Origin of the sequence: Achromobacter sp. D10 (assembly GCF_035282245.1) — a bacterium.
Lineage (GTDB): Bacteria > Pseudomonadota > Gammaproteobacteria > Burkholderiales > Burkholderiaceae_B > Achromobacter > Achromobacter insolitus.
The window spans coordinates 88316-112437 of sequence record NZ_JAYJLE010000004.1; the positions used below are offsets into that span (position 1 = coordinate 88316).

Below are 24122 nucleotides of genomic sequence, written 5' to 3' on the forward strand. Positions count from 1 at the left end.
ACGGCACGTCGGCAAAAACGGAAATCGCCCCGCAAGGGGCGATTTTCATTGCTGTGTCAGCCAGTCGGCGCCTCGCGTATGAATAGCACACCGCCATTGCGTGGGTTGCGGCCGCTGCCGATATGCGCGGCGATGTCGGCCATGCGCGACACCGAGCGTCCGATTTAAATGCCTAGGGATTTTCCCGGCTTGCGTAACAAGAACTGACACATTGCGTCCCTAGAATCCGTTCCTGCCATGCGCCGAGCGCGCCGCTCGCATTGCGTGCAAGCCTGTGCGCATGTCTGTTCAATCAATGGGAATTTGCAATGAAAAAGACTTTGTTCGTCACCGCCATGCTGGCCGCGTTCGGCGCCACGGCGCAAGCGGAAACCTCGGTGACGCTCTACGGCCTGATCGACACGGGCATCGGCTACCAGCGCATCAAGGGCGATGGCTACCACGAGTCCAAAGTGGGCATGGTCAACGGCGTGTCCAGCGGCTCGCGCTGGGGCCTGCGCGGCGCCGAAGACCTGGGCGACGGCCTGAGCGCCGTGTTCACGCTGGAAAGCGGCTTCAACTCGGCCAACGGCACGTCGGGCCAGAGCGGCCGCCTGTTCGGTCGCCAGGCCACCATCGGCCTGAAGAGCACGTCTTGGGGCCTGCTGGAACTGGGCCGTCAGACCAACATCGCATCGAAATACTTTGCCGCGATCGATCCGTTTGGCGGCAGCTACGGGCAGGCCAACGTCGGCGTGGCGTTCAGCGCCGCGAACACCGTCCGCTACGACAACATGGTGCAGTACTCGACGCCGTCGTTCAGCGGCCTGCAGTTCGGCATCGGCTACTCGTTCAATGCTTCCGACACGACGGCCGCGCAAACCGGTTTCAAGACCGCCGACAATACGCGCGCCATCACGACCGGCCTGCGCTATGTCAACGGCCCGGTGAATGTGGCATTGACCTATGACCAACTGAACCCGGCCAACCAGTTGAACACGGACGCCACGCCCAAGTCTTGGATGGTGGGCGGTTCGTACGACTTCGAAGTGCTGAAGCTGGCGCTGGCCTATGGCCAGACGCGCGACGGCTGGTTCACCGGGCAGGGCGTCAATGCTTTCGGCAGCGGCAGCCCCGAGGCCAAAGGCTTCGGCACCAATGTGGCCGTGTCGGGCTTCAAAGCCAATTCCTACCTGGTGGGCCTGAGCGTGCCGATTGGCGGCGCCAGCAACATCCTGGCTTCGTGGCAGCGCGCCGATACCGACAGCGACAAGCTGACGGGCGACGACGCCACCATGAACGTCTACAGCCTGGGGTACACCTACAACCTGTCCAAGCGCACCAATCTGTACGCCTTGGGGTCGTATGCCACCAACTTCGCGTTCGTCGATGGCGTGAAGAGCACCGTGGCGATGGTGGGCGTGCGTCACCGCTTCTAGGACGCGCGGCGTGCAGGGACGGCGCGCCGGCGTCGTCCCGCCACCGCGGTTGCACTGAGCGGACTGGGCGTCTTACCCGGCCACAGACGCGAAAAAAGCGGCCACCTCCCTAGCTCCATCCTCAGTCCGCTCAACCGAACCCCGGCTTGGTGCCGTGCAAAACGCCCGCGATGGCCGCGGGCGTTCAGGCATCCCGCCTACGAAGCAGGCAGCAGCTCCGGCTTCAGGATCCCCCGCAGTTCCGAATAGGGAATGCTCAGTTCGGGTTCGCCATGCGAGTAAGGCGCGATGGAATAGGCGTCGTACTTCACCACGACGCCGTCCCGCGTCAACGCATAGTTGTCGCTTTCCTGGAACGGCCACATCTTGTTGTAGGCGGCCGGGTCCCGGCGCGCATCGGGATTGCCCGCCAGCCATTTGGCATGCGCCTGCCGCAACGCTGCGACATATTGCGGATGGCGGCCCGGTATCAAGGCTTCTTCCAGGCTCATCACACGGCCGCGGCTGCGTTCCCAGTTCAGGTACTGGGTGGCGGGAATGCCGTGCGCCGCACCTGTCAGAAACTGTTCGGTATGCAGTTCCACGGCCACGATGTCGCCCACCGTGTCTTTCACGCTTGCCTTGAAATAGGTGGCGTCGCGGGCGCGCGCCACTGACCAGAAGTACTGCGTGTACTCGGACAGTGTGTCGTAGGGGCCGCGGCGGTTGGCGTCGGTGCCGGTCATGTAGGCCAGGACGTGGTCCACCAGAGCGGTGAGTTTGGGAATGCCGGGGAACGCGACGCTATCGATTTCGATGCGGGGGCAGTCGCCCTCGCAGCCCGGCTTGCTGGATGCCCACTTGATGCGCTCGGTGGACAGGTCGCCGACCTTTTCCGGCGTGGACGCGGAGGGCGGCGCCGGCGTGGCCAGGGTGATGTCGGCGGGCGGCGTGCTGCCGCAGCCCGCCAGGGCCAGGACGGCCGCGCCCAGGATGAGACCGCTTATCGCGCCTTGCGGCGTGAATGTGCGACGCATTGAAACTACCTCCAGAAAATCGGGGCGGGGCGGCTCAGGGCACCACGCCGGTCCACTCGGGCGTGGAGAACTTTTCGGCCGCCTGCGCTTGCGCGCGCGCCAGCGTCTCGCTGCCCACCTGCCCCGGGGTGAGACGATGCAGGCCGGCAAAAGTTTCCACCATGCGGTCGATGATGACTTCCCGCGCCAATCCGGTCTGGGTGCGCAAGGGGTCGACGCGCTTTTTGGCGCTGGTGGTGCCTTTGTCGGACAGCTTTTCGCGGCCGATGCGCAGGACCTCGACCATTTTATCCGCGTCGATGTCGTAGGACATCGTCACGTGGTGCAGCACGGCGCCACCGCGGCGCGCTTGCGCCGCGCCGCCGATCTTGCCGATGTCCGAGGCAATGTCGTTGAGCGGCTGGTACCAGGCCTTGATGCCCAGCCCCTGCAGGGCGGTGAGCACCCAGGCGTCCAGGAAGGCGTAGGACTCCTGGAAACTCATGCCATGCACCAGCGCCTGCGGAGCGCTGAGCGAATAGGTGATGGAGTTGCCGGGCTCGATGAACATGGCGCCGCCGCCGCTCACACGGCGCACGACCTGGATGCCGTGGCGGCGCGCGCCTTCGGGATCGACCTCGTTCTTGAGCGATTGGAAGCGGCCGATCACGACGGCGGGCGAGGACCATTCCCAGATGCGCAGGGTAGGCGGGCGCTGGCCCGCGCCGACCTCGTCGGTGATGACGGCGTCCAGCGCCATGTGCAGCGCGGGCTCTTGCGGTCCTTCATGGATCAGTTGCCAGTCGTAGTCGTTCCAGTCGGTGCGCGTCATGCCAGCGCCCTCCGCAGTACGACGGCGATGGCCTCGGCCGAAAAGCCGAACATTTCGGCATCCGCGGGCAGGGCGGATTGCACGGCCAGCGCCAGTTCCAGTTCGCCGGCGTCGGCCGGCAGACCGTTCAGGCCGCGGTTGATGGCGTCCAGGGCCTCGGGCGGCTCCAGGAAAAAGTCGCCGCTGATGCGTACGTCGGCCAGCCGGCCATCGCGCACTTCCAGATCCGCGACGACCAATTTACCGCCGGGGACTTTATATTCGCCATGCATGGGCGCTCCTTGCTGAATCAGTACCAAAAACTACAGGCTGAGCTTCATGCCGTCGTGGCTGGCCTTAAAGCCCAGGCTTTCATAGAACCTGCGCGCGTCCGGACGGGCGCGGTCCGTGGTCAACTGCACCAGGCCGCAACCCTGGATACGGCATTGCTCGATCGCCCATTCGAACATCTTGCGTCCCAGGCCGGCGCCGCGCGACGACGAAGCGATGCGCACGCTCTCGATCTGCCCGCGCCATTGGCCCAAGCGGGACAGGCCGGGTATGAACGATAACTGCAAACAGCCGACCAGGTTCGAGTCCTGCTCGACCACGGCCAGGAACTGATTGGAGTCCTGGCCGATCGCGGCAAAGGCCGCAGCATAGCGCGGGTCCAGCGGCAAGGCGGGATTCTCGCGCGTGGCGCCGAGTTCATCGTCGGCCAGCAGGGCGACGATGGCCGGCAGGTCCCCCAGGCGCGCGCGGCGGAAAACCAGTTGCGGGTCGGGCATGGCGGCTCCTTCAGCGGGTGACGTTCTGGGCGGTCTGACCGAACAGGATGCGGCGCGATTCCTCGTCGCTGATGGAAGGCGCCGTATTGATGGTGTCGGCCAGGGCATAGGCGCGCTGGGTCGCGGGGCGCGCCGCGATGGCGTCGAACCAGCGCTTCAGGTGCGGAAATTCGTTCAAGTCCTGGCCCTGTTTGGCGTGCGGCACGATCCAGGGATAGGCGGCCATGTCCGCGATGGAATAGTCGCCAGCGACGAATTCGCGGTCCGCCAGCCGCTTGTTCAGCACACCGTACAGGCGGTTGGTTTCCTTGACGTAGCGCTCGATGGCATAAGGAATGCGTTCTTGCGCATATCCGGAGAAATGGTGATTCTGGCCAGCCATGGGACCCAGGCCTCCCATCTGCCAGAACAGCCATTGCGAGACCTCCGCGCGGCCGCGCAGGTCGGCGGGCAGGAAGCGGCCGGTCTTCTCGGCAAGATACAGGAGGATGGCGCCCGACTCGAAGAGCGAAATCGGCGCGCCGCCACCGGCCGGGGCCTGGTCGACGATGGCGGGAATGCGGTTGTTCGGGGCGATGGCGAGGAACTCGGGCTTGAACTGGTCGCCCTTGCTGATGTTCACCGGATGGATCTTGTAGGGCAGGCCGGTTTCTTCGAGGAACAGCGTGATCTTGTGGCCGTTGGGGGTGGTCCAGTAATAGAGGTCGATCATGGGATGTCCTGTTCATCGCGCCGGCGGCGGCCGGCGCAGGGAAAAGCCATGATAGCGGGGCTTGGTTTGCGCCGGCCCCAATAACCGGGGGGCGGGTACGGGTTTGCCCCCACCCGGGCTGGCCGCGGGTTCGCCGGCAGGCGTTCAGGCCGTGCCCGTTCGCGGCCGCCCCGGCAGGCGCCAGGTCCAGTTCAGGCTGACGCCTGCAGCCGCCACGAAGATCATGGCCACGCCAGCGATCTGCGTGGCGTCCATGCGATGGCCATAGACGACGAAGTCCAGCAGGATGGCCACGGCCGGATAGATGAAGCTCAGGGCGGCAGTGGACGTGGTCGGCAGCTTCTGGATGGCCGAGTACATCAGGATGTACATCAGGCAGGTGTGGATCAGTCCCAGCGCAACCAGATACCCCCACTGCAGCGGAGCGGCGGGCAGGGCGTTGAAATCCGCCATGGGCAGCAGCATGACGGCCCCCAGCGTCACTTGCACCAGCGCCAGCACCTGCGGGGGAATGTGCTTGAGCCGCTTGACGATGATCGCGGTGACGCCATAGAGCGCCGCCGCGCCCAGTCCCAGCATCAGCCCCGACAGGTAGGCGCGGCCGTCCGCGCCACCGGCGTCCGACAGGCGCAGCACCAGCATGAGGCCGCTGAACGCCAGCACCGACCAGGCCAACTTGCCCCGCGTGGGCCGTTCGCCCAAAAACAGCACGCCCAGGCCGATCAGGAAGAAGGGCTGCACGTTGTAGACCGCGGTGGCCAGGGATATGGAGGCCAGCCGATAGGCGGAAAACAGCAATACCCAGTTCAGCACCAGCGCGGCTCCGGCGGCCAGGGCTAGGGCCAGCGTCCGGGGGGTAAACAGGCCGGGCTTGAGCAGGCCGCGCGCCCAGCAGTACAGGAACAGGGACAGCGCGCCGAAGAGGCAACGGAAGAAAACCACGTTCCAGGCGCTCTGGCCCGACTCCAGCACAAACACGCCCAGGGTGCCGGACAAGGTCATCGCGGTGGCCATCTGGGCCAGGCCTACGCGTTCCGATGAGGGATTCATGAGGGTTCTCCAAGGGCCACTGGCCCTGATGTTCGATGGAGAAATTATCCCAGGCGGATCAAGGTGGTTATATGATCATGATGTGGTGAATCGATCGTGAAACCTTTGTTTAGGTGGAATTTATGCAAAACGACCTAAAAAGTGAAAACCCGGTCCTGGACGGCATCGATCGTCGCCTGGTAGAGACGCTGACAGCCAATGCGCGCACCACCACCGCTGACCTGGCGCGCCAGGTCGGGATGTCGGCGCCCAGCGTGGCGGACCGTTTGCGCAGGCTGGAAGAGTCTGGCGTGATCAGGGCCTATACCCTCGACGTGGATCCCGTGGCGCTGGGCTACACGTTGGAGGCCATCGTGCGCATCCGCCCCTTGCCGGGGCAGTTGCGTCACGTGGAGGGGCTGATCCAGGAGATTCCGGAGTTCGTGGAATGCGACAAGGTGACGGGCGACGATTGCTTCATCGCCCGCGTGGTGCTGCGGTCGATCTCGCACCTGGATGGCATCCTGGAGCGCGTGACCGAGTTCGCGGAAACCAACACCGCCATCGTCAAGTCGCACACGGTGCGCCGCCGGCTGCCGCCGCTGCGTTGAGGCGTACGTGGGCGGGAGCTCAGACGGGCGCGGACAGCGCCTTTTCGATGTCGTCCTTCAGGCCGGCAGGGGTGTCGGTGGGCGCGTAGCGCTTGATGACGCGGCCGTCGCGTCCGACCAGGAACTTGGTGAAATTCCACTTGATGCCTTCGGTGCCGAAGACACCGGGCTTTTCGCCTTTGAGCCAGCGATACAGCGGGTGCGCGTCATCGCCATTGACGTTGATCTTGGCGTAGAGCGGAAAAGTGATGTCGTATTGCGTGCTGCAGAAATTGCGTATCTCGGCTTCGTCGCCGGGTTCCTGGTGGCCGAACTGGTCGCAGGGAAAGCCCAGCACGGTGAAGCCATCGTCATGGAGCGAGCGGTATAGCTCTTCCAGGCCCGCGTACTGCGGCGTGAATCCGCATTTGGACGCCACGTTCACTATCAGCAGCACGCGGCCGCGGTACGTGTCCAGGGATTGCTCCGTGCCGTCGATGGCGCGGGCGGAGAAATCGTAGATCGTGCTCATGCGGGCTCCTTCCTATGTGAACAGGCCCTGGTCAGGTCTCGGAACGCGAGGGCGTCAGCGCGCCAGCTTGTCCCGCGAGTGTAGCCCCCTCGCCGCGGCCGTAGTAGCGCGTGCCCCACAGGGTCAACAGCAGGACGGTGGCGGTGATGCCTGCGGACATCCAGGGCAGGTCCGTCAGCGGCAGGCCATGGCCCAGCGCCACGCTGCCCAGCCATGCGCCGCCCGCGTTGCCGAGGTTGAACGCGCCCTGGTTCAGGGTGGACGCCAGGTTGGGCGCGTCGGCCGCCTGGTCCACGATCAGGGTCTGCAGGAGCGGCACCACTGCAAAACCCAGCACGCCCCAAATAAAGGTCGTGACCAGCATGGGCGCCAGTGCGTGCACGGCCTGGCTCAGGGCCAGGAACACCAGCAGCAGGCCGATGAAGATTCGGCGCAGCGATACCTCCAGGTTGCGGTCGCCCAGCTTGCCGCCCAGGGTGCTGCCTACGGTGAGCGCCACGCCGAAAAGCAGCAGCACGCCGGTGACGCCGCGCTCGGACACGCCGGTCACTTCGCGCAAGAGCGGCGCAATATAGGTCAGCACGCAGAATAAGGCGGCGGAGGCCAGCACGCTGGCGGCCAGGGGCCAGACCACGCGCGCGTCCCGCAGCACCTTGAATTCGCGCAGGATATTTCCGGGCTGCATGGGGATGCGCGAGGGCAGCCAGGCAGCGAGCGCGGCCACGGCCACGAGGCCGATTCCGCTGACCACCCAGAACGTCGAGCGCCATCCTGCGACCTGGCCCAGTGCGGTGCCCAGGGGCACGCCCAGCACATTTGCCAGCGTCAGCCCGGTGAACATCAGCGCGATGGCGCTGGCGCGCTGGTTGCGCGGCACCAGATCGGCGGCGACCACGGCGCCCAGACCGAAAAAGGCTCCGTGGCAGAACGCCGTGAATACGCGGGCGGCCATCAGCAGCCCATAGTTCGGCGCCAGCGCGCACAGCAGGTTGCCGATCACGAAAGTACTGGCCAGGCCGATGAGAGTGGCTTTGCGCGGCAACCGGGCGGTAATGATTGCCATGATGGGCGCGCCGATCACGACGCCCATGGCGTAACCGGTGATCAGCAGGCCCGCGACGTCGATGCTGACCCGCAGGTCGTCGGCGACGTTGGGCAACAGGCCCATGATGACGAACTCGCTGGTGCCGATGCCGAAAGCGGCGGCGGCCAGCGCGATGAGGTGCAGGGGCATGGGGGAGGTGGGCGGGGACGAAAAGAAAAGTCCCGGCAACAAAGAATGGGCAAGGGCGGAATTCTAGGGCAGCGCGCCCCCGCCGGGCGGGGAAATCCCTGTTTACATTAAGGGTATACCCTTGGTTTTAGTGGGGTGCGATGCGGGCTAGACCAGCTTCAGGTCCACCGGCGAGATGCCGGGAAACACCTGCGCCAGACGCGCCTTGTCCAGGCCATACAGCCGCGAGAAGAGGCCGGCGAACAAGGCGCGGTACTCGTTCAGCACGGGATAGTCGCGGTCCTGGAATAGCGTTTCGCGCTTGACCGCCACTTGCCTGCCGGCAATGCGGCCGCCGCGCACATTGCCGCCCATGACCCAATAAACCGTGCCATGGCCGTGGTCCGTGCCCTTGTTGCCATTTTCCCGGAAGGTGCGGCCAAACTCGCTGATGACCACCACGGTAGTCTGTTTCCAGGCCGGGCCCATGGCGTCCGCGTAGGCTGCCAAGGCGCGGCCAAGCTGGCCCAGGCGGTTCGCCAGCGGGCCGTTCGCGGCGCCCTGGCCGACGTGCGTGTCCCAGCCGCCGACGTCGACGAATCCCAGGTTGTAGCGGTCGGTCATGAAGCGCGCGATGCGCCGCACTTCCTGCTCCAGTTTGTCCGGGGACACGGCGCTGCCGCTGGCTGCCTGCATTTCGGCCTCGATCTCCTCGCGGGCGGCGCCCATGACGCGTTGCCCTTCCGAGACAGAAGCGTGCAAGTCCGTGTCCCGGTACATGGATTCAATGATGCGGTTGTCATCCGCGCTCAGGCGCGATTTGCGAGCGGCGCCCATCAGGTCGACGTTGGGCACGCGCTCGTCGCCTCGGAAGATTTGCGGCACTTCACTGGTGAATGCGGCGGGCTGGACCCGGCCGGCATTCAGCGCAGCCACCAGCCGGTTAAGAAAACCGGAGCGGTAATTGCCGCCCTTGCCGGCGCCTTGGCCGAGTTCGATGCCGTTCTGGGTTTCGAAATGGCTGCGGCTGGCGTCCTCGGTGCCGGCGAATGGCACGAATGCAAGCTCGCGCCGTTCGTAGAACGGCAACAGGCTTTCGCCCAGCGCGGGGTGCAGGCCCCAGCCGTCGCTCAGCGGCAGGGCTGAGCCCGGCCCGCCGCCAGGACGGCCAATGGCGATATTGGGCCTGGATTCATAGTAGAAGTCGCTCGTGACCGGCACGAGCAGATTGGTGGCGTCGTATGCCCCACGCATGAACACGACCAGCAGGCGGTTGCCGGAAGCGGCGGGAGCGGCGTACAGGCGGTGGCCTCCCAGCACCAACGGGGCGGCGGCCATCAATTGCAGCAGGCGGCGGCGGTCCATGAAGGTCTCCTTGATCTTGGCGGCGCCCGCTGATCTCAGCGGCGCATGAATTCCGGCGAGGACAGCAAATACAGATTGGCGTCCCTGGGCGATTTGGCTTGCGTGATGGCTTCGCGCGTGGCGGGTGACAGGTTTGCGAAAAGGCCATTGCCTTCGTTGGCTTTAAAAAGATTCGAGATGCGTGGCGGATCGGCCAGCGGCTCATCTTCTTCCTGATAGAGAGCCTTGGGCGCGCCAATCAACGAGCCGGCGACTTCGAAGCGCACGGACATCTGTCCGGACCCGGACCAATCCGATTTGCCCATTGGGTATCCATCCGGAGTGAGGCGCTGATTCAAGGGCTGGCCGAGCAGCTTCAACATGCCGAGACCCACCTTGGGATTCAGGATGGGCGGCAAGTCGCCATAGGCGAGCCGCATGGAAGAATAGACATAGTGCACCGGATCCTTGAATACGCCGGTTTTCAGCGAGGCGGCGAACTCGGGCGACGCGAACAGCGCTTGCAGCGTGGCCGCGATATCGCCGTCCGTGGCAAGAAAAACCTTGCTCATCTTATTGACCAGCGACGCCGGCGGATTGTCCCCCACGAAGTAGGTGGCCAGCTTGCCGCTGACGTGCTTGGCGGTGGCCGGGCTGCGGGCAAGCAGGTCGGCGGCTTCGTCCACTTCCCGCATGCCCGCGGCGGCGATGCGATGACCCAGGAAAGTCTTGTCCCCCTGATCGTGGCGCGCCGGATTGAAGAGGAATAAGCCTTCCTGAACGAGCTGCGCCTGCCATTCGGGCCGGACTTTGGGAGGTTCCCGCGTGGCGGCGATGCCCATGCCGGTGAGAATGCGGGCCAGTTCCTGCACATCGGTTTGCGAGTAACCACCGCCGATCCCGAGCGTGTGCAGCTCCATCAGTTCGCGCGCGTAGTTTTCGTTGATCTTGCCCGCAACGTTCTGCGTGTTGTCCAGATAGATCAGCATGGCCGGCGAACGCATCGTGGCTTTCAGCAAGTCCCGAAACTTGCCCAAGGCGTGCGGACGAATCGCGCGGTCCTCGTACTGCGAAAGAAAAATGCCCGCGTCGTTCTTTTGCAGGTCGATATTGAAATGATTCATCCAGAACCAGGTCATCTGGTCCTGCAACTGGTTGCGCGAGTACAGCGCCCGCCAGACGGCGCGGTCGTTGACTTCCGCCGCCCGCCGCAGCGAGTACCGGCGGGCAGCTTGCAGCGCCTTGAGCTGTTCGGGTTGAGGCAGCTTTCTTGCTTCTTGCCGCAGCTGGAGTTGCTTGATGCGGGCGGCATCGTCGGAGTAGCGCGAGATCGTCAGGGCATCGATGCGTTGCTGGACCTCTGGCGGGAGCTTGCCTTCCGCGGCGGGATGCAGTTGTGCTTGCAGATAGCGCTCGGCGCCCATTTCCTGGATACGGGCCAGTTCGGCCGGCGTGGCGCCCCAGGTGATGCGATTGACCAGCGCGGCGTCGCGAACCTTGGCGTCGAGGTCCGGCTGCGCCATCACGCCGGCTGCCATGGGCAGGAGCAGCAAGGGTACGACGCGGAGAAAGCGGGAGCGCAAGAGCATGATGAAGCGGCACCTTCCGGAGACGAACTCGAGGTATGACAGGATAGCCGCCCGCGAATTCCGCAGGCTTGCGCCTTGAAACCAAGCGAAACGGATGTCTTCCAATTCCCGTTTTTCTCCAGCGCGTCGCGGGGCCTTTGCGTGGCCGGTGACGATGCCGTCCTATCATGTGGGCATTGGCAAATTGTCATGCGCCTGAAGGAGGCCGCTGATGGAAGGAATGATCGAACGTCTGGAAGCAATGCTGGCCAAGGGCACGGACAACATGCTGCTGCGTTTTTCCTTGGGCAAGGCCTATGCGGAGCAAGATTGCTTTCGCGAGGCCGAGGCGCACCTGCGCGCGGCGCTGGCGTTCGATCCTGCCTATTCGGTGGCCTGGAAGTGGCTGGGCAAGGCCTGTCTTGGCCAGGGCGACAAGAACGGCGCGCGGGCGGCCTGGGAATCGGGCCTGCAGGCGGCGCAGGCTCGCGGCGACCAGCAAGTGGTGAAAGAATTGCAGGTGTTCATCAAGCGCCTGGATAAGGACGCGGCGCCCCGCGCCTGATCCGGAAGACCTCGATCGCATGGCGCAGATCGCTGGAACCGGAAGAGGGCGCGCTGTTATTCGCCGCTGTGTCCGCGATGCCGCTGTGTACGTCGCGCGCCAGGCCGACCAGGTTCCTGCGCGTGGCTTCCAACGAAAACCGTAGTGCTCCGATCTCGTCGACCGGATTGCCCGGCGCCAGCGGCGTGCCCAGGTTGCCGGCCGCGATCTGCCGCGTGAACTCGGTGGCCGTGGCCAACAACCTTGATAGCGAGCGCGCATACGCCCAGCCCGACGCGAAGATTACGAACACTCCCGCGGCCAGGGCGGCGACCGCGACGGCCAGTTCCCCGGCATTCATTTCCGCTGCCATGCCGCGCAGCGCGATGCCGCCTGCGGCCAGGAACAGCGCGGACGCCAGGCCAGCCCAGGCCAGCATGCGCGCGCGTATGCCCGCCGACCGCCAATCACGCAGGCGGGCCAACAGGCCTGCCGGCCGAATTCGCCCCGCGCTGAGCCGCAATCCATGGGTGATGCCGGTGCGCAGGCGCCGGTAGGCCCGATCCGCGTCTTCGATCTGGGCACGCGTCGGCTTGACCCGCACGCAGGCATAGCAGACGGTCACGCCGCGTTCCACGACCGGCGTGATGCTGGCCAGCGACCAATAGTGGCCGCCATGTTTGCGCCGGTTCTTGATGACGCCCGTCCAGGACTGTCCCTGCTGTATGGTGCGCCACAGATCGTCATAGGCGGCCAGCGGCATGTCGGGATGGCGCATCGTGTCATGGCCGTTGCCGAGCAGGTCCTCACGGGTGTAGCCGCTGACCTCCAGGAACGCCGGATTGGCATAGATGATGCGTCCGCGCGCGTCGGTGCGGGTGATTAGGCACTGTTCGTCGTGCAGCGTGTATTCCTGGTCCGGGACCTGGGGATGGTCGCGCATGGTGGGTCGTCCCTGCGATCGGCGTTTGGTGGGATTTGCAGACCGATCATCGGCGACGCTGGCGCAGGCAGCGTTGACTTACGTCAAAGGCGGGCGATACCGGTGCTGCCACGCGCACAGGGAAGGAACGCTCAGGCGGCCGGCAGCCCGGAGAACGCTTCCAGCGCGCGCAGCCGGCTTTGCGCCAGGTCGACGATGGGCTGCGGGTAGCCGGCGGCCGCGCGCTCCATGGGACTGGGATCGTGGATGGCGCGGTTGTCCAGGTGTGCCAGTTCCGGCAGCCATTCCCGCAGGAACGCGCCGTCTGGATCGAATTTGCGCGACTGCGACAGCGGGTTGAAGATGCGGAAGTAGGGCACCGCGTCCGCGCCCGTGGACGCGCTCCATTGCCAGCCGCCGTTGTTGGCGGCGAGGTCGCCGTCCACCAGATGGGCCATGAACCAGGCTTCGCCCAGGCGCCAGTCGAGCAGCAGATTCTTGGACAGGAACATGGCCGTCACCATGCGCAGGCGATTGTGCATCCAGCCCAGCGCCAGCAATTGGCGCATGGCCGCGTCCACGATCGGGATACCCGTACGGCCTTGTTGCCACGCGTGCAAGTCGTCAGGCGCCTTTCGCCAGGGTACGGCGGCGGTCTCTGGCTTCATGGGCTGGTGCATGGACAGCGCCGGGTGGGCGGCCAGCAGATGCTGGTAGAACTCGCGCCAGAGGAGCTCATTGATCCACGTGGCCGCACCGCGTTTGCCGCCTTCCACCTCGCCGTGGTTCGCGGCCAGCGCGGCGCGCAGCGCCTGTCCGGGGGACAACACGCCTGCAGCCAGATAGGGCGAGAGGCAGCTGGTGGCGGGCAGAGAGGGAAAGTCGCGTTCTTCCTGGTAGGCATCGATGACGCCATCGGCAAACGCTTCCAGCCGTTCGCTGGCCGCATCTTCGCCGGCGGGCCACAGCGCGCGGATCGGCTCGGCTGGGGTGTCGAAACCCTCAAACCCCGCAGGCAGCGGGTCCGCCGGCCAAGGCGGCGGGTTTTGCGGGCGCGGGGCAGGCACGGCCCGTAGCGGTGCGGTGCGCAGCCGCTCGCGGCAGGCCCGGGCGTACGGCGTATAGACGCGATAGCAATCGCCCTTGCCGGTAAGCACCGTGCCGGGCCGCAGGAGCGAGGCGCCATGGTGCAGCGTCCAGTTCACTCCCTCGGCCTGCAGGCGGTCGGCGACGGCGCCGTCGCGACGGCGTTCGTTGACGGCCCATTCGGCGTTGGCATGCACATGGCCGATGGCGTGGTTCCGGCAGAAATCCGCCAGTGCGTCCGGCGCCTGGCTCCAGTCGCGCACGGTCAGCAGCCGCAATGGTATGCCCAGCTTGCCCAGGTCCCGCGCAAGCTCGCGCAGGTTGCGCAGCCAGAAGTCCACCTTGGCCGGGGAGTCTCCATGCAGGCGCCATTGGCCGGGCGCGGCCAGGAACAGGGCGGTTACGGTGCCGCCCTCGGCGGCTGCGGCCAGAGCCGGATTGTCATGCGCGCGCAAGTCGGTGCGCAGCCAGAGCAGCGTATTCATGGGCGATCCAGGGCGGGATGGGGCACGCGCCAGGCGCGGGCCGGTGAGGCAGGCATTCTATATTGGGCCCGCTGCGAGCGGCACGCCGGCAGGCCGGGCTTGGAAGATGATGTAAAAACTACGAGTAGATGTGTCCTTGTCGACAAGGGCTCGCCTGGCAGGCTCCACAGGGGAATCCGCGCGGCGCGGCCAGATCGCGGCGCTTTGCGGTCAAACCATGAAACACGCTGGCGCGCCGCGCATATTGACGCGGCCTGGGCCCCGCCATGTAATTCAAATAAACGACTAGAGCAAGATGAACGCTATGGGAAATCTGATGGACCTACGCCCGTCTTTTCTGAGGGGCCGCACACCTGCAGGCAAGTCGTCCCGCGACGTTTTGCAAAAGCTCTGGCGCTCGGTCGATTTGCCGGATGAATCGCTGGACCATGTGGTGTTGACTGGCGCCGATCCGGTACTCCCATCTTCCTTCGCCGTCGGCACGGCGGCGCAGGCCAGCATGGCTGCGGCCGCGCTGGCCGCGGCCGAAATCTGGCATTTGCGGGGCGGCGCCCGCCAACAGGTCGGCGTCGACATGTTGCATGCGGCCCAGGAATGCCGCAGCCACTACACCATCAACGGCGTCACGCCCAATCCCTGGGATCCCATTACCGGCTTGTACCGCTGCGGCGATGGCGGTTGGGTCCGTATACACGCCAACTTCGCCCATCATCGCGATGGGGCGTTGGCGCTGCTGGGCTGTCCCACCGGCGAAGGCACCACGCGCGCGGTGGTCGAACGCGCCTTGAGCCGCTGGAAGGCCTTGGACTTCGAGCAGGTGGCTGCCGATGCGGGCTTGCCGGTGGCCGCCATGCGCAGCTTCGATGAGTGGGACCGTCACCCGCAGGCCATGGCTGTGGCCGCGCAACCCTTGCTGACCATCGAGCGTATTGGCGAGGCGGACTCCCGGCCCTTGCCCAAGTACGGGCATGGGGCCAAGCCGCTCAAGGATATTCGGGTACTGGATCTGACCCGCATCATTGCCGGGCCGGTCTGCGGCCGGGCGCTGGCGGCATACGGCGCCGACGTCATGCTGGTCAACTCCCCGCATCTGCCCAATATCGACAACATCATCGACACCAGCCGCGGCAAGCTGTCGGTACTGGCTGATCTGGACACGGCTGACGGCCGGATCGCGCTGGGCAACCTGCTGCGCAGCGCGCATGTGTTCGTGCAAGGCTACCGTCCGGGCGGCCTGGCCGCGCTGGGTTTTGGTCCGCAGGACGCCGCGCGCATTCGCCCTGGCATTGTGTATGTGTCATTGTCGGCTTATGGTGAGCAAGGCCCATGGGCGGGCCGCCGAGGCTTCGACTCTTTGGTGCAGACCGCCACGGGCTTCAACCATGCCGAGGCGCAGGCCGCGGGCCAGGACGACCCCAAGCCTATGCCCATGCAGATCCTGGATCACGCGTCCGGCTACCTGATGGCTTTTGGCGCCCAGGCCGCGCTGGCGCGGCAGGCAACGGAAGGTGGCAGCTGGCACGTGCGCGTGTCGCTGGCTCAGACCGCGCATTGGCTGCGCAATCTGGGCCGGGTCGAGGGCGGGCTGGCTTGTCCGATGCCTGGTTTCGCGGGTTTGCTGGAGACCGAACCTTCGGGCTTTGGCGAATTGGTGGCCTTGCGCCACGCCGCGCAGTTCTCCGAAACACCGGCCCGTTGGACTCGTCCGTCCAGTCCGCCGGGCACGCACCCCCCGGTTTGGCCGTTCAACTAGTGTGCGGGGCAACCCGCCACTAGCTCCTCTTACTGCCTGGCCTTCCAGTCGCGCAGCGCGCGCATCGTGTTGGCGACGTGGGAATCCGGATTCATGTCGGTGTATTCGTACAGGATCTTGCCTTGCGGCGAGATCACATACGAGATTCGCTGCGCGTATTCGGGACGCTTGTCGTGTACGGCGTCATAGGACTTCATGATCTTGCCGTCGCCGTCGGCGGCAACCGCAAATTTGCCGCGACACTCGCTGACCGAGAACTTGTTGAGGGTGTCGATGTTGTCGGTCGATACGCCGATCACGGTGGCGCCCAGGGACTTGTACTCGTCCGTGGCCTCGGCAAAGTTGTGCGCTTCTATCGTGCAGCCCTGGGTAAATGCGGCGGGAAAGAAATACAGGACGACCGGGCCTTGCTTGAGCGCTTCGCTCAACGAGAAGGTATATACCTTGCCACCCAGTGATGCCTGAGTGCTGAAGTCAGGCGCCGGGGCGCCCACATCCAGCGCGGCCTGGGCCGAGGGGCCGGCCAGCAGGCCGCAGAGCAACAACCAAGGGGCAATGCGCTTCATCGGAATCTCCAGAAATCTCGGGGGCGTCGCGGGAACAGGCCTACTGTAGCCCCGCGGGCGGCGAGGGTCCAGCAAGCCGCCCGCGGACGATGTCGGTCCTAGTCTCGGCCTGGCCCACCTCGACCGTTTCCGTCGCCACGTGACTGATCTCGTCCACGGCCGTCGCCGCCGCCCTGTTGACGTGCTTGCTGGGCCTGCTGGTCGCGTTGCTGTTGCTGGCGGGCTTGCTGCTGGGCCTGCTGGTCGCGTTGCTGTTGCTGGCGGGCTTGCTGCTGGGCCTGCTGGTCGCGCTGCTGTTGCTGGCGTGCCTGTTGCTGGGCCTGCTGGTCGCGCTGCTGTTGCTGGCGTGCCTGCTGTTGGGCCTGCTGGTCGCGCTGCTGTTGCTGGCGCGCCTGTTGCTGGGCCTGCTGGTCGCGCTGCTGTTGCTGGCGGGCTTGCTGCTGGGCCTGCTGGTCGCGTTGCTGTTGCTGGCGGGCTTGCTGCTGGGCCTGCGGGTCACGTTGTTGATCGCGTGCCTGCTGGCCCTGCGCTTGAGGTGGGCGGCCTTGCTGTCCGGGCGGCGTATCGCGACCGCGTTGCGCGTCACCACGCTCGAAATTGTTCTGTTCGCCGCCGCGGTTGTCGCGCCCGTTGCCGCGAGGCGAATCACGGCCGTCGCTGCCGTCGCGTCCATCGCCTGGACGCTGCCCCTCCGCTGGCCTGCCATGGTCGACGAATGCCTGCGGCGGACGCCCCTTGTTATGGTCGTAGAACTGCGCCCGGTTGTTGCCGGCATCGCGGACGTATCCGCGCTGGACATCCGTCTGCGGGGAATGGCGTTCCTTGCGCGCGGCGAGTTCGCGGGGGTCGGCATCGCGCCGGATACCCGACGGGCCGCCGTGGTAACTGACGCGGCGGTTGTCCACTTTGTTCACCACCACGGTGTGGTTATAGACGTTGGTTACGCGGGTGACGTTCACGTTCGTCACGGACCGGTTGTAGTAGAAGCGGTCGCGTTTCCAGTAGCCGCCCACGTAGCCCAGGCCGTTGTAGCCGAAACCGTAATTGATTCCGCCATAGAAGCCCACGTGGGGGCCCCAATAGCCAGGATTCCAGAGGTAGATGCCGTTGTTGAACCCCCAATAGCCCGGCGTCCAGAGCGCGCCAGGGTAGGGCGCGAGCACCCAAGCGCCGGGCACCCAGAAAAAGCCGTAGCGGTTCAGGCCCCAGTAGCCGGGCACCCACATGTAGCCGTCTGCGGGCGCGGGTGGCTGGACATACACGGGCAGCGGTGGCGGCGGTTGGGGACTGCGCTCCACCAGAGCCAGATTGGCGTTGGCCGGGTCGCCGTCGTCATAGACGGGGGCCGCGGGCGCGGGCGGCGGCGCGTAGGTCTGGGCGGCGGCGCCTGCACAGGCCGCCAGCATGACTGCGGCGACCCAAGGGCGTGGGCGGAGGATCCGGGAGTAGGTGTTCATGGTCTTTTCCTTGGCGCAACCGGCGCGCGGATCAATAGCCACGATAGTAGTAATGAGGGGCTGGGTATGCCGGGTAGTAATAATGCGGGGTGTAGTACACGGGCGCGGGGCGGTAATAGGCCGGCCTTGCGGGCACGACCACGCATCCGGTCAAGGCGCTGGCCATGGCCAGCATCAGCAACAGACTCTTTTTCATTTGCGACTCCTGCCGAGCGCCTGGCGTGGCTCACGCCTTTGTTGCGCTCGTCAGGATTAGGCCACATGCAGGTCTCCAGGGTTCTGGACTGTAATCGTTCCGAAACAGCTTTCGGGTGACGGATGTTTGCGTCTGCGTGACCGTCGATGTCGTTCGTATCAATGTCCGCGCAAAAGCAAAGGGGGCCGCCTCGGCGACCCCCTTGTTCCGCGTATCGCCGTGTTACGGCTGTCAGTTCCAGCGGCCGCCGTTGCCGGCGAGGCTGAAGCGGCCGGCGCCCATGAAGGCGATGGCCAGGCCAGTGAACAGGAACATGCCTTGCAGTTCCAGCGCCCAGCCGCCGTTGTTGGTCAGGCTGCTGATCTGGCCCGAGTGAGCCAGCAGGATGGCCACGACCATGTTGATGGCGATCAGCAGGCCGCCCAGGCGGGTGTAGATGCCGACGATGATCAGGACAGGGGCGAGGATTTCGCCGACATAGGCGCCATAGGCGAGGAAGCCCGGCAGGCCATGCGAGGACAGCATGCCGGAGATGCCGCCGACGCCGCCGCCGGTCAGCTTGAACAGGCCATGCAGCAGAATCAGAATACCGAGGGTCAGGCGCAGGATCAGCTTGCCGGTGTCGTCGGATTTGATCATGGTGAGTTTCTCTTCTATTGGTTGAAAGGGGACCGCGGCCGTTGGAACAGGTTGCGAGCCTTTGGTTCCGCGCCCCGATGATCGCGGGCAAGACGGCCGCCAGGGCAGGCCGCGCCATTATTGCAAAACCCGAGCAAAATCATCAAGTTCTTGTCGCGGGCCGGGTTCAGAATTCCTCCAGGTAGCGCATGCGGAAGCGCCGGCCCTTGATGTTGCTGTTGGACAAGCGCGAGAAGGCCTGCTTGGCAATCTGGCGGTCCAGCGCGACGTAAGACGTGAATTCGGTAATGTTGATCTTGCCGACCTGTTCGAATGTCAGGCCGCCGTCGCCGGTCAGGGCGCCCAGCAGATCGCCGGGACGCAGCTTGTCTTTCTTGCCGCCCTGGATGCAGAGGGTAATCATGGGCGCGCGCAGGGGGCGGTCCGCCTTGGGCCGCAGCGCCTTGATGTCGCCCCACACCAGCGGCGCTCCCTGGTATTGCTCGATCAGGTTCGCCCAGCGCATTTCCTCTGGCGAGCACAGGCTGAGCGCCAGGCCTTTCTGTTCGCCGCGACCGCTGCGGCCGATGCGATGCACGTGGACCTCGGTGTCCTTGGTCACGTCCACATTGATGACTGCGCCCAGGTTCTGGATATCCAGGCCACGCGCGGCCACGTCGGTGGCTACCAGGACGGCACAGCTGCGGTTGGCGAACTGGATCAGGATTTCATCGCGCTCGCGCTGTTCCAGGTCGCCGTTGAGCGCCTGGGCGCTGATGCCTTCGGCTTGCAGGCGTTCGACCAGGTCGTGGCTGCGGATCTTGGTATTGCAGAAGGCCAGGGTGGATTCCGGGCGGAAATGCGCCAGCAGGCGGGCGACCGCGTCCAGGCGCTCGCGCTCGTCGATCTCGTAGAAGATCTGCTCGATGCGGCTTGCATCGTGCAGGGCTTCGACCTTGACCTCGGCCGGGTTGCGCAGGAAGCGGGCGCTGAGCTTGCGGATGTTGTCGGGATAGGTTGCCGAGAACAGCAAGGTCTGACGCTTGGTGGGGCAATGCGAGGCGATCGCCACGATGTCGTCATAAAAGCCCATGTCGACCATGCGGTCGGCCTCGTCCAGCACCAGCGTATTCAGGCCGGACAGGTCCAGGCTGCCGCGCGCCAGGTGATCCTGGATGCGCCCAGGGGTGCCCACCACCAGATGCGCGCCGCGCGCCAGCGATTCGGCCTGCGGACGGGCGGCAGCGCCGCCGCAAAGGGTCAGGATCTTGACGTTGGCAATCTGGCGCGCCAGCCGGCGCAGCTCTTGCGCGACCTGGTCCGCCAGTTCACGCGTGGGGCACAGCAGCAGCGCCTGCGGAGTCAAGCGCGTGGGATCGAGCTTTTGCAGCACGCCCAGGCCGAAGGCCGCGGTCTTGCCGCTGCCGGTCTTGGCCTGCGCGATGAGGTCGCGGCCTTCCAGGATGAGCGGTAGGCTCTGAGCCTGGATGGGCGTCATCTGCTCGAAACCCAGGCTCTTCAGATTATCGAGCAGGGCGGGGAGCAGGGGCAGGGAGGTAAAGGAAGTGTCGGTCACGGTAAGAGAGAGTCGCTTTCTGCCCGGCGTCGGCCTGGCGGCAAAAGAAAGGGGCGGTTGGGGAAACCGCATACGCCCAAGAGTGTAATGCCTGCAGTCCGCGCGGCCTGCAAAAGAATGGCGATGCCCGAGGAAACGGAGCCGGCCGGCCTAGGCCTGGGGTTCGTAGGTACCGGCCAGCGCCCTTGCGGCTTCCTGCATGCGAGGCAACCAGGCGCGCGCGCCTTCGATGGACAGCCGGGCTATCGGCGCGTGCAGGGCGACGGCGGCGATGGCGCGGGTGCCGTGCAGGATGGGTACCGCCATGCAGACGATGCCCAGCAGGAATTCCTCCCGGTCGAAGCTGGCGCCTTCTTTCTTGATAGTGCGCAATTCCTGCTCCAGCGCGGAGACGTCGCACAGCGTGTTCGGCGTGTAGCGCGGGAGGGGCGCGGCCGCCAGGAGGCGCTGGCGCGCTTCGCGCCGCATGTGGGCCAGGAAGAGTTTGCCGCTGGCCGAGCAATGCAGGGGCACGCGCGAACCCGATTGCAGGTTCACCCTCAGCGGCCAGGCGGTCTCGACGCGGTCCAGGTAGATGACTTCGTCGCCGTCCAGCATGGTGCAGTTACAGGTTTCGCCGATTTCATCGACCAGGCTGTCCAGGATGCGGTGCCGCTCGCCGCGCAGCGGTGAGTTCAGCAGCGTGTCGCGCGCCAACGCGCTCAGGCGCGGGCCGCTGACGTAGCTCTTGCCGGCGGGTTCGCGCAGCAGCATGCCGGCGTCTACGAGGCGCGACAGGATGCGCAGCACGGAAGGTTTGGGCAGGCCGGTGGCGTCCGTCAACGCGGCCAGCGATACCGGCTGCCCGGAGCGGGCGACCTGTTCCAGCAGGGTCAGCGCGCGCAGCGCTGCGGAGGATTCGTCTTTCATCTTTCAATAATTGAAGATTCAGCGGCTTGCTGCGCATCCTCGCACGGATTTTGCAGAAAATGAAACGCTGTGGGCTGGGAAGCGCAAGGTTTCTGCTGCAGTATCGGATCATGCCGGCCCAGATGCAATCCGACACCGCCGGCCCGCCAGGAGAGAGACCATGAGCAGCAAGCAACACATGACCCCCAGCGAGGCGTTTGTCGAAACGCTGGTCGCCCAGGGCGTCAAGGACGTTTTCGGCATTGTCGGCTCGGCCTTCATGGACGCGCTGGACCTGTTTCCGGCGGCGGGCATCCGCTTCGTGCCCACGGTGCACGAACAAGGCGCCGCGCATATGGCCGACGGCTATTCACGCGTGACCGGCCGTCATGGCGTCTGCATCGCGCAGAATGGCCCGGGCATCACTAATTTCGTGACCGGCGTGGCCGCGGCGTACTGGGCGCACAGCCCGGTCGTGGCGATCACGCCCGAGACCGGTACCTCGGGGATGGGGCTGGGCGGATTCCAGGAGACCGAGCAGTTGCCGATCTTCTCGCGCATCACCAAGTACCAGGCTCACGTGAACCGGCCGGACCGCATGGCTGAATTCACCGCCAAGGCGTTCGACAATGCGCTGGCCGAACGCGGTCCCACGCAACTGAACATCCCGCGCGATTATTTCTATGGCGAGATCGACGTGGCCATTCCCGAGCCGCGCCGGATTCGTCGCGGTCCGGGTTCCGAGGAGGACCTCGAAGCGGCGGCGCAGATGCTGGCGCAGGCCAAGTTTCCCGTCATCGTGGCGGGCGGGGGCGTGCTGTTTTCGGACGGCCAGGCTGAGTGCGTGGCCTTGGCCGAACTGCTGGGCGCGCCGGTCGTCACCAGCTACTTGCACAACGACGCCTTCCCGGCCAGCCACCCTCTGTGGTGCGGTCCCCTGGGTTACCAGGGCGCCAAAGCCGGCATGAAACTGTTGGCGCAGGCCGACGTCGTGCTGGCGTTGGGCACGCGCCTGGGGCCGTTCGGCACGCTGCCGCAGCACGGGCTGGACTACTGGCCTCAAGGCGCGCGCATCATCCAGGTGGACGCCGATCACCGCATGCTCGGGCTGGTGCGCCCGGTGTCGGTAGGCATCTGCGGCGACGCCAAGCCCGCCGCGGCGGCGCTGACGGCCAAGCTCAAGGGACGCGAAGTGGCGTGCGCGGGCACCAAGGGCGGGCGCGGCGAGCAGATCGCGGCGCAAAAGGCCGAGTGGGAAAAAGAGCTGGACAGCTGGTCGCACGAACGCGACGACTGGAGCCTGGACATTATCGAACATGGAGGCGGCCGCATGCATCCGCGGCGCATGCTGCGCGAACTGGAGCGCGCCATGCCCAAGCACGTGATGGTGTCCACGGACATCGGCAATATCTGCTCAGTGTCCAACAGCTACCTGCGCTTTGACGAGCCGAATTCCATGCTGGCCGCCATGAGCTTCGGCAACTGCGGCTATGCCTTGCCGGCGCTGATCGGCGCCAAGCTCGGACGGCCCGACCGGCCAGCCGTGGCCTATGTCGGCGACGGCGCCTGGTGCATGAGCTTCCAGGAACTGCTGACCTGCGTGCGGGAGAAGATTCCGGTGACGGCCGTGGTGTTCCACAACGGCCAATGGGGCGCCGAAAAGAAGAACCAGGTGGACTTCTATGGCCGCCGCTTCGTCGGCAGCAACCTGAAGAATCCGAACTTCTCCGAACTGGCGCGCGCCATGGGCGCGGAAGGCATACGGGTGGAACACGCCGACCAGGTCGGCGCCGCCCTGCAGGCCGCATGCAAGGCACAGTCCGAAGGCAAGACCACCGTGCTGGAAATGATGGTCAGCCAGGAACTGGGCGATCCGTTCCGCCGCGACGCCCTCAAGCAGCCGGTGCGTTTCCTGGATAAGTACAAGCAATACGTGAACCAGCCGTTCCATCCGGGCGAGGTACCGCTGTCGATCGATCCCGCCAAGCGCTGATCTCGACGCGTCCGGCGCGGCGGCGGCCGCGCCGGACTTCTCCCGCCAGGCGCCGCGCCCCTGCGCGGCAGGAGCAGACTGAAATGGAAAGCGATCGATTGTTCGAGCCGCTGCGCAATGCTGCGCTGTCGGCGGGGCGCTTGCGCACCGCGGTGGCGTACCCCTTGTGTCCGACCAGCCTGGGCGCGGCCGTGCAGGCGCGCGACGCGGGTTACATCGAGCCCGTGCTGGTCGGCCCCGCGGACAGGCTGCGCGCCTTGATGTCGGACCTGGGACTGGGCCCGAGCGAATTGGAGGTGATCGATACGCCCGACGACGAGGTCCTGGCGGCGCGCGCCTCGGCCGCGCTGGCGCGTGATGGCGCCGTGCGCATGCTGATGAAGGGCAGCCTGCATACCGATCATTTCATGTCGGCCGTGGTGGCGCGCGATGCGGGCCTGCGTACCGACAGGCGCGTCAGCCATGCTTTCGTCATGGCGGTGGCGGCCTATCCGAAACTCTTCATCCTGACCGATGCGGCCGTCAACATCGCGCCGACCCTGCAAGAAAAGGCCGACATCGCGCAGAACGCCATCGATCTGGCGCGCGCGCTCGGTGTGGAACGGCCCAAGATCGCGGTGCTGTGCGCCACCGAATCCGTTAATCCATCCATGCCGGCCACGCTGGATGCCGCGGCCCTGTCGAAGATGGCGGACCGCCGCCAGATCCGTGGTGGCGATATCGACGGCCCCTTGGCCTTCGACAACGCCATCTCGCGCGAGGCGGCGGACCAGAAAGGCATTGTGTCGAAGGTTGCGGGCGAGGCCGACATCCTGCTGGTTCCCGATATCGAGGCCGGCAACATGCTCTACAAAGAACTGACCTGGCTGGCTGGCGCAGGCACGGCCGGGCTGGTGCTCGGCACGCGCGTGCCCGTGCTGTTGACCAGCCGCTCCGATTCCATGCAGGCCCGCGTCAATAGCTGCGCGGTGGCCTCGCTGTATGCGCGGGCGCTGGCGGGTTGAGGCGCTCGTGCAGGCGCTGGCTCCAATAAGTCTG

24 protein-coding genes are annotated in these 24122 nt (G+C 65.7%); 6 read left to right on the top strand and 18 right to left on the bottom strand.

Annotated features, from left to right (window positions below; translation table 11 throughout):
* Positions 1–308 precede the first annotated feature (308 nt).
* Positions 309–1418: a porin gene (locus VCS63_RS12750; RefSeq protein ID WP_063640809.1), complete on the top strand. Its 1110-nt coding sequence runs from the start codon at positions 309–311 to the stop codon at positions 1416–1418.
* Between the two features lie 197 nt (positions 1419–1615).
* Here the strand turns inward: VCS63_RS12750 and VCS63_RS12755 are convergent, their stop codons facing one another.
* The 6 genes from VCS63_RS12755 to VCS63_RS12780 form a co-directional block, all read right to left on the bottom strand.
* Positions 1616–2434, bottom strand: a complete 819-nt coding sequence (locus tag VCS63_RS12755; protein WP_063961805.1) for an RsiV family protein — start codon at positions 2432–2434, stop codon at positions 1616–1618.
* 34 nt (positions 2435–2468) lie between these two features.
* On the bottom strand, positions 2469–3245 hold the full coding sequence (locus VCS63_RS12760) for a lipoate--protein ligase family protein (RefSeq protein ID WP_042793357.1): 777 nt from the start codon (positions 3243–3245) through the stop codon (positions 2469–2471).
* Complete coding sequence (locus VCS63_RS12765) at positions 3242–3517, bottom strand: lipoate protein ligase C-terminal domain-containing protein (RefSeq protein WP_063640807.1); 276 nt, start codon at positions 3515–3517, stop codon at positions 3242–3244. Before VCS63_RS12765 ends, VCS63_RS12760 begins: the two co-directional genes overlap by 4 nt.
* 30 nt (positions 3518–3547) lie before the next feature.
* Positions 3548–4012, bottom strand: coding sequence for a GNAT family N-acetyltransferase (locus VCS63_RS12770; RefSeq protein ID WP_042793359.1), 465 nt, complete (start codon positions 4010–4012; stop codon positions 3548–3550).
* Positions 4013–4022: 10 nt separating this feature from the next.
* A complete protein-coding gene (locus tag VCS63_RS12775) occupies positions 4023–4724 on the bottom strand; it encodes a glutathione S-transferase N-terminal domain-containing protein (RefSeq protein ID WP_112965438.1) in 702 nt (233 codons plus the stop codon).
* 144 nt (positions 4725–4868) lie between these two features.
* Positions 4869–5774, bottom strand: coding sequence for a DMT family transporter (locus tag VCS63_RS12780; RefSeq protein WP_042793361.1), 906 nt, complete (start codon positions 5772–5774; stop codon positions 4869–4871).
* A gap of 122 nt (positions 5775–5896) precedes the next feature.
* Here VCS63_RS12780 and VCS63_RS12785 point away from each other — a divergent pair, with 122 nt between their 5' ends.
* Positions 5897–6364, top strand: a complete 468-nt coding sequence (locus VCS63_RS12785; protein WP_042793362.1) for an Lrp/AsnC family transcriptional regulator — start codon at positions 5897–5899, stop codon at positions 6362–6364.
* 19 nt (positions 6365–6383) lie between these two features.
* Here VCS63_RS12785 and VCS63_RS12790 read toward each other — a convergent pair whose 3' ends face one another.
* The 4 genes from VCS63_RS12790 to VCS63_RS12805 all read right to left on the bottom strand — a co-directional run bounded on the left by VCS63_RS12790 (position 6384) and on the right by VCS63_RS12805 (position 11021).
* A complete protein-coding gene (locus tag VCS63_RS12790; protein WP_042793363.1) occupies positions 6384–6875 on the bottom strand; it encodes a glutathione peroxidase in 492 nt (163 codons plus the stop codon).
* Positions 6876–6906: 31 nt separating this feature from the next.
* Positions 6907–8109, bottom strand: a complete 1203-nt coding sequence (locus VCS63_RS12795) for an MFS transporter (RefSeq protein WP_042793364.1) — start codon at positions 8107–8109, stop codon at positions 6907–6909.
* 147 nt (positions 8110–8256) lie between these two features.
* A complete protein-coding gene (locus VCS63_RS12800) occupies positions 8257–9453 on the bottom strand; it encodes a DUF1501 domain-containing protein (RefSeq protein ID WP_175198942.1) in 1197 nt (398 codons plus the stop codon).
* Between the two features lie 35 nt (positions 9454–9488).
* Entirely contained in the window at positions 9489–11021 is a 1533-nt protein-coding gene (locus VCS63_RS12805; protein ID WP_323879945.1) for a DUF1800 domain-containing protein, read from the bottom strand.
* A gap of 211 nt (positions 11022–11232) precedes the next feature.
* Between VCS63_RS12805 and VCS63_RS12810 the strand changes: the two genes are divergently transcribed.
* Complete coding sequence (locus VCS63_RS12810) at positions 11233–11565, top strand: hypothetical protein (RefSeq protein WP_082884609.1); 333 nt, start codon at positions 11233–11235, stop codon at positions 11563–11565.
* Here the strand turns inward: VCS63_RS12810 and VCS63_RS12815 are convergent.
* Positions 11528–12487, bottom strand: coding sequence for a PAS domain-containing methyl-accepting chemotaxis protein (locus tag VCS63_RS12815; protein ID WP_323879946.1), 960 nt, complete (start codon positions 12485–12487; stop codon positions 11528–11530). The genes VCS63_RS12810 and VCS63_RS12815 overlap by 38 nt on opposite strands.
* 131 nt (positions 12488–12618) lie before the next feature.
* Positions 12619–14037, bottom strand: a complete 1419-nt coding sequence (gene phrB / locus VCS63_RS12820) for a deoxyribodipyrimidine photo-lyase (protein ID WP_323879948.1) — start codon at positions 14035–14037, stop codon at positions 12619–12621.
* A gap of 304 nt (positions 14038–14341) precedes the next feature.
* Between phrB and VCS63_RS12825 the strand changes: the two genes are divergently transcribed.
* Positions 14342–15790: a CoA transferase gene (locus VCS63_RS12825; RefSeq protein ID WP_063961798.1), complete on the top strand. Its 1449-nt coding sequence runs from the start codon at positions 14342–14344 to the stop codon at positions 15788–15790.
* Between the two features lie 29 nt (positions 15791–15819).
* Here VCS63_RS12825 and VCS63_RS12830 read toward each other — a convergent pair whose 3' ends face one another.
* The 6 genes from VCS63_RS12830 to VCS63_RS12855 all read right to left on the bottom strand — a co-directional run bounded on the left by VCS63_RS12830 (position 15820) and on the right by VCS63_RS12855 (position 21112).
* A complete protein-coding gene (locus tag VCS63_RS12830; protein ID WP_042793367.1) occupies positions 15820–16356 on the bottom strand; it encodes a peroxiredoxin in 537 nt (178 codons plus the stop codon).
* 98 nt (positions 16357–16454) lie between these two features.
* Positions 16455–17813: an adenylate cyclase gene (locus VCS63_RS12835; RefSeq protein WP_323879950.1), complete on the bottom strand. Its 1359-nt coding sequence runs from the start codon at positions 17811–17813 to the stop codon at positions 16455–16457.
* A 31-nt stretch (positions 17814–17844) separates the two neighbouring features.
* The gene (locus tag VCS63_RS12840) at positions 17845–18009 is read right to left on the bottom strand and encodes a hypothetical protein (protein WP_164794580.1); all 165 of its coding nucleotides are present in this window, start codon (positions 18007–18009) and stop codon (positions 17845–17847) included.
* A gap of 231 nt (positions 18010–18240) precedes the next feature.
* Positions 18241–18648: a DoxX family protein gene (locus VCS63_RS12845; RefSeq protein ID WP_042793369.1), complete on the bottom strand. Its 408-nt coding sequence runs from the start codon at positions 18646–18648 to the stop codon at positions 18241–18243.
* A gap of 166 nt (positions 18649–18814) precedes the next feature.
* A complete protein-coding gene (gene dbpA / locus VCS63_RS12850) occupies positions 18815–20203 on the bottom strand; it encodes an ATP-dependent RNA helicase DbpA (protein ID WP_063640799.1) in 1389 nt (462 codons plus the stop codon).
* Between the two features lie 150 nt (positions 20204–20353).
* The gene (locus tag VCS63_RS12855; RefSeq protein ID WP_042793370.1) at positions 20354–21112 is read right to left on the bottom strand and encodes an IclR family transcriptional regulator; all 759 of its coding nucleotides are present in this window, start codon (positions 21110–21112) and stop codon (positions 20354–20356) included.
* A 160-nt stretch (positions 21113–21272) separates the two neighbouring features.
* Here VCS63_RS12855 and xsc point away from each other — a divergent pair, with 160 nt between their 5' ends.
* Together xsc and VCS63_RS12865 are read left to right on the top strand one after the other, a co-directional pair.
* Positions 21273–23084, top strand: a complete 1812-nt coding sequence (gene xsc, locus VCS63_RS12860; RefSeq protein WP_042793371.1) for a sulfoacetaldehyde acetyltransferase — start codon at positions 21273–21275, stop codon at positions 23082–23084.
* Positions 23021–24088 carry a bifunctional enoyl-CoA hydratase/phosphate acetyltransferase gene (locus VCS63_RS12865; protein ID WP_313378285.1) on the top strand — a complete coding sequence of 356 codons (1068 nt, stop codon included), beginning with the start codon at positions 23021–23023 and terminating at the stop codon, positions 24086–24088. The genes xsc and VCS63_RS12865 overlap by 64 nt, the downstream gene beginning before the upstream one ends.
* The last annotated feature ends 34 nt before the right edge of the window (positions 24089–24122 follow it).

What these genes read in the sequence shown, in the direction of transcription:
- VCS63_RS12750 (WP_063640809.1), top strand. Translation starts at nt 309, where the DNA reads ATGAAAAAGACTTTGTTCGTCACCGCCATGCTGGCCGCGTTCGGCGCC.
- VCS63_RS12755 (WP_063961805.1), bottom strand. Translation starts at nt 2,434, where the DNA reads ATGCGTCGCACATTCACGCCGCAAGGCGCGATAAGCGGTCTCATCCTG.
- VCS63_RS12760 (WP_042793357.1), bottom strand. Translation starts at nt 3,245, where the DNA reads ATGACGCGCACCGACTGGAACGACTACGACTGGCAACTGATCCATGAA.
- VCS63_RS12765 (WP_063640807.1), bottom strand. Translation starts at nt 3,517, where the DNA reads ATGCATGGCGAATATAAAGTCCCCGGCGGTAAATTGGTCGTCGCGGAT.
- VCS63_RS12770 (WP_042793359.1), bottom strand. Translation starts at nt 4,012, where the DNA reads ATGCCCGACCCGCAACTGGTTTTCCGCCGCGCGCGCCTGGGGGACCTG.
- VCS63_RS12775 (WP_112965438.1), bottom strand. Translation starts at nt 4,724, where the DNA reads ATGATCGACCTCTATTACTGGACCACCCCCAACGGCCACAAGATCACG.
- VCS63_RS12780 (WP_042793361.1), bottom strand. Translation starts at nt 5,774, where the DNA reads ATGAATCCCTCATCGGAACGCGTAGGCCTGGCCCAGATGGCCACCGCG.
- VCS63_RS12785 (WP_042793362.1), top strand. Translation starts at nt 5,897, where the DNA reads ATGCAAAACGACCTAAAAAGTGAAAACCCGGTCCTGGACGGCATCGAT.
- VCS63_RS12790 (WP_042793363.1), bottom strand. Translation starts at nt 6,875, where the DNA reads ATGAGCACGATCTACGATTTCTCCGCCCGCGCCATCGACGGCACGGAG.
- VCS63_RS12795 (WP_042793364.1), bottom strand. Translation starts at nt 8,109, where the DNA reads ATGCCCCTGCACCTCATCGCGCTGGCCGCCGCCGCTTTCGGCATCGGC.
- VCS63_RS12800 (WP_175198942.1), bottom strand. Translation starts at nt 9,453, where the DNA reads ATGGACCGCCGCCGCCTGCTGCAATTGATGGCCGCCGCCCCGTTGGTG.
- VCS63_RS12805 (WP_323879945.1), bottom strand. Translation starts at nt 11,021, where the DNA reads ATGCTCTTGCGCTCCCGCTTTCTCCGCGTCGTACCCTTGCTGCTCCTG.
- VCS63_RS12810 (WP_082884609.1), top strand. Translation starts at nt 11,233, where the DNA reads ATGGAAGGAATGATCGAACGTCTGGAAGCAATGCTGGCCAAGGGCACG.
- VCS63_RS12815 (WP_323879946.1), bottom strand. Translation starts at nt 12,487, where the DNA reads ATGCGCGACCATCCCCAGGTCCCGGACCAGGAATACACGCTGCACGAC.
- phrB (WP_323879948.1), bottom strand. Translation starts at nt 14,037, where the DNA reads ATGAATACGCTGCTCTGGCTGCGCACCGACTTGCGCGCGCATGACAAT.
- VCS63_RS12825 (WP_063961798.1), top strand. Translation starts at nt 14,342, where the DNA reads ATGGGAAATCTGATGGACCTACGCCCGTCTTTTCTGAGGGGCCGCACA.
- VCS63_RS12830 (WP_042793367.1), bottom strand. Translation starts at nt 16,356, where the DNA reads ATGAAGCGCATTGCCCCTTGGTTGTTGCTCTGCGGCCTGCTGGCCGGC.
- VCS63_RS12835 (WP_323879950.1), bottom strand. Translation starts at nt 17,813, where the DNA reads ATGAACACCTACTCCCGGATCCTCCGCCCACGCCCTTGGGTCGCCGCA.
- VCS63_RS12840 (WP_164794580.1), bottom strand. Translation starts at nt 18,009, where the DNA reads ATGAAAAAGAGTCTGTTGCTGATGCTGGCCATGGCCAGCGCCTTGACC.
- VCS63_RS12845 (WP_042793369.1), bottom strand. Translation starts at nt 18,648, where the DNA reads ATGATCAAATCCGACGACACCGGCAAGCTGATCCTGCGCCTGACCCTC.
- VCS63_RS12855 (WP_042793370.1), bottom strand. Translation starts at nt 21,112, where the DNA reads ATGAAAGACGAATCCTCCGCAGCGCTGCGCGCGCTGACCCTGCTGGAA.
- xsc (WP_042793371.1), top strand. Translation starts at nt 21,273, where the DNA reads ATGAGCAGCAAGCAACACATGACCCCCAGCGAGGCGTTTGTCGAAACG.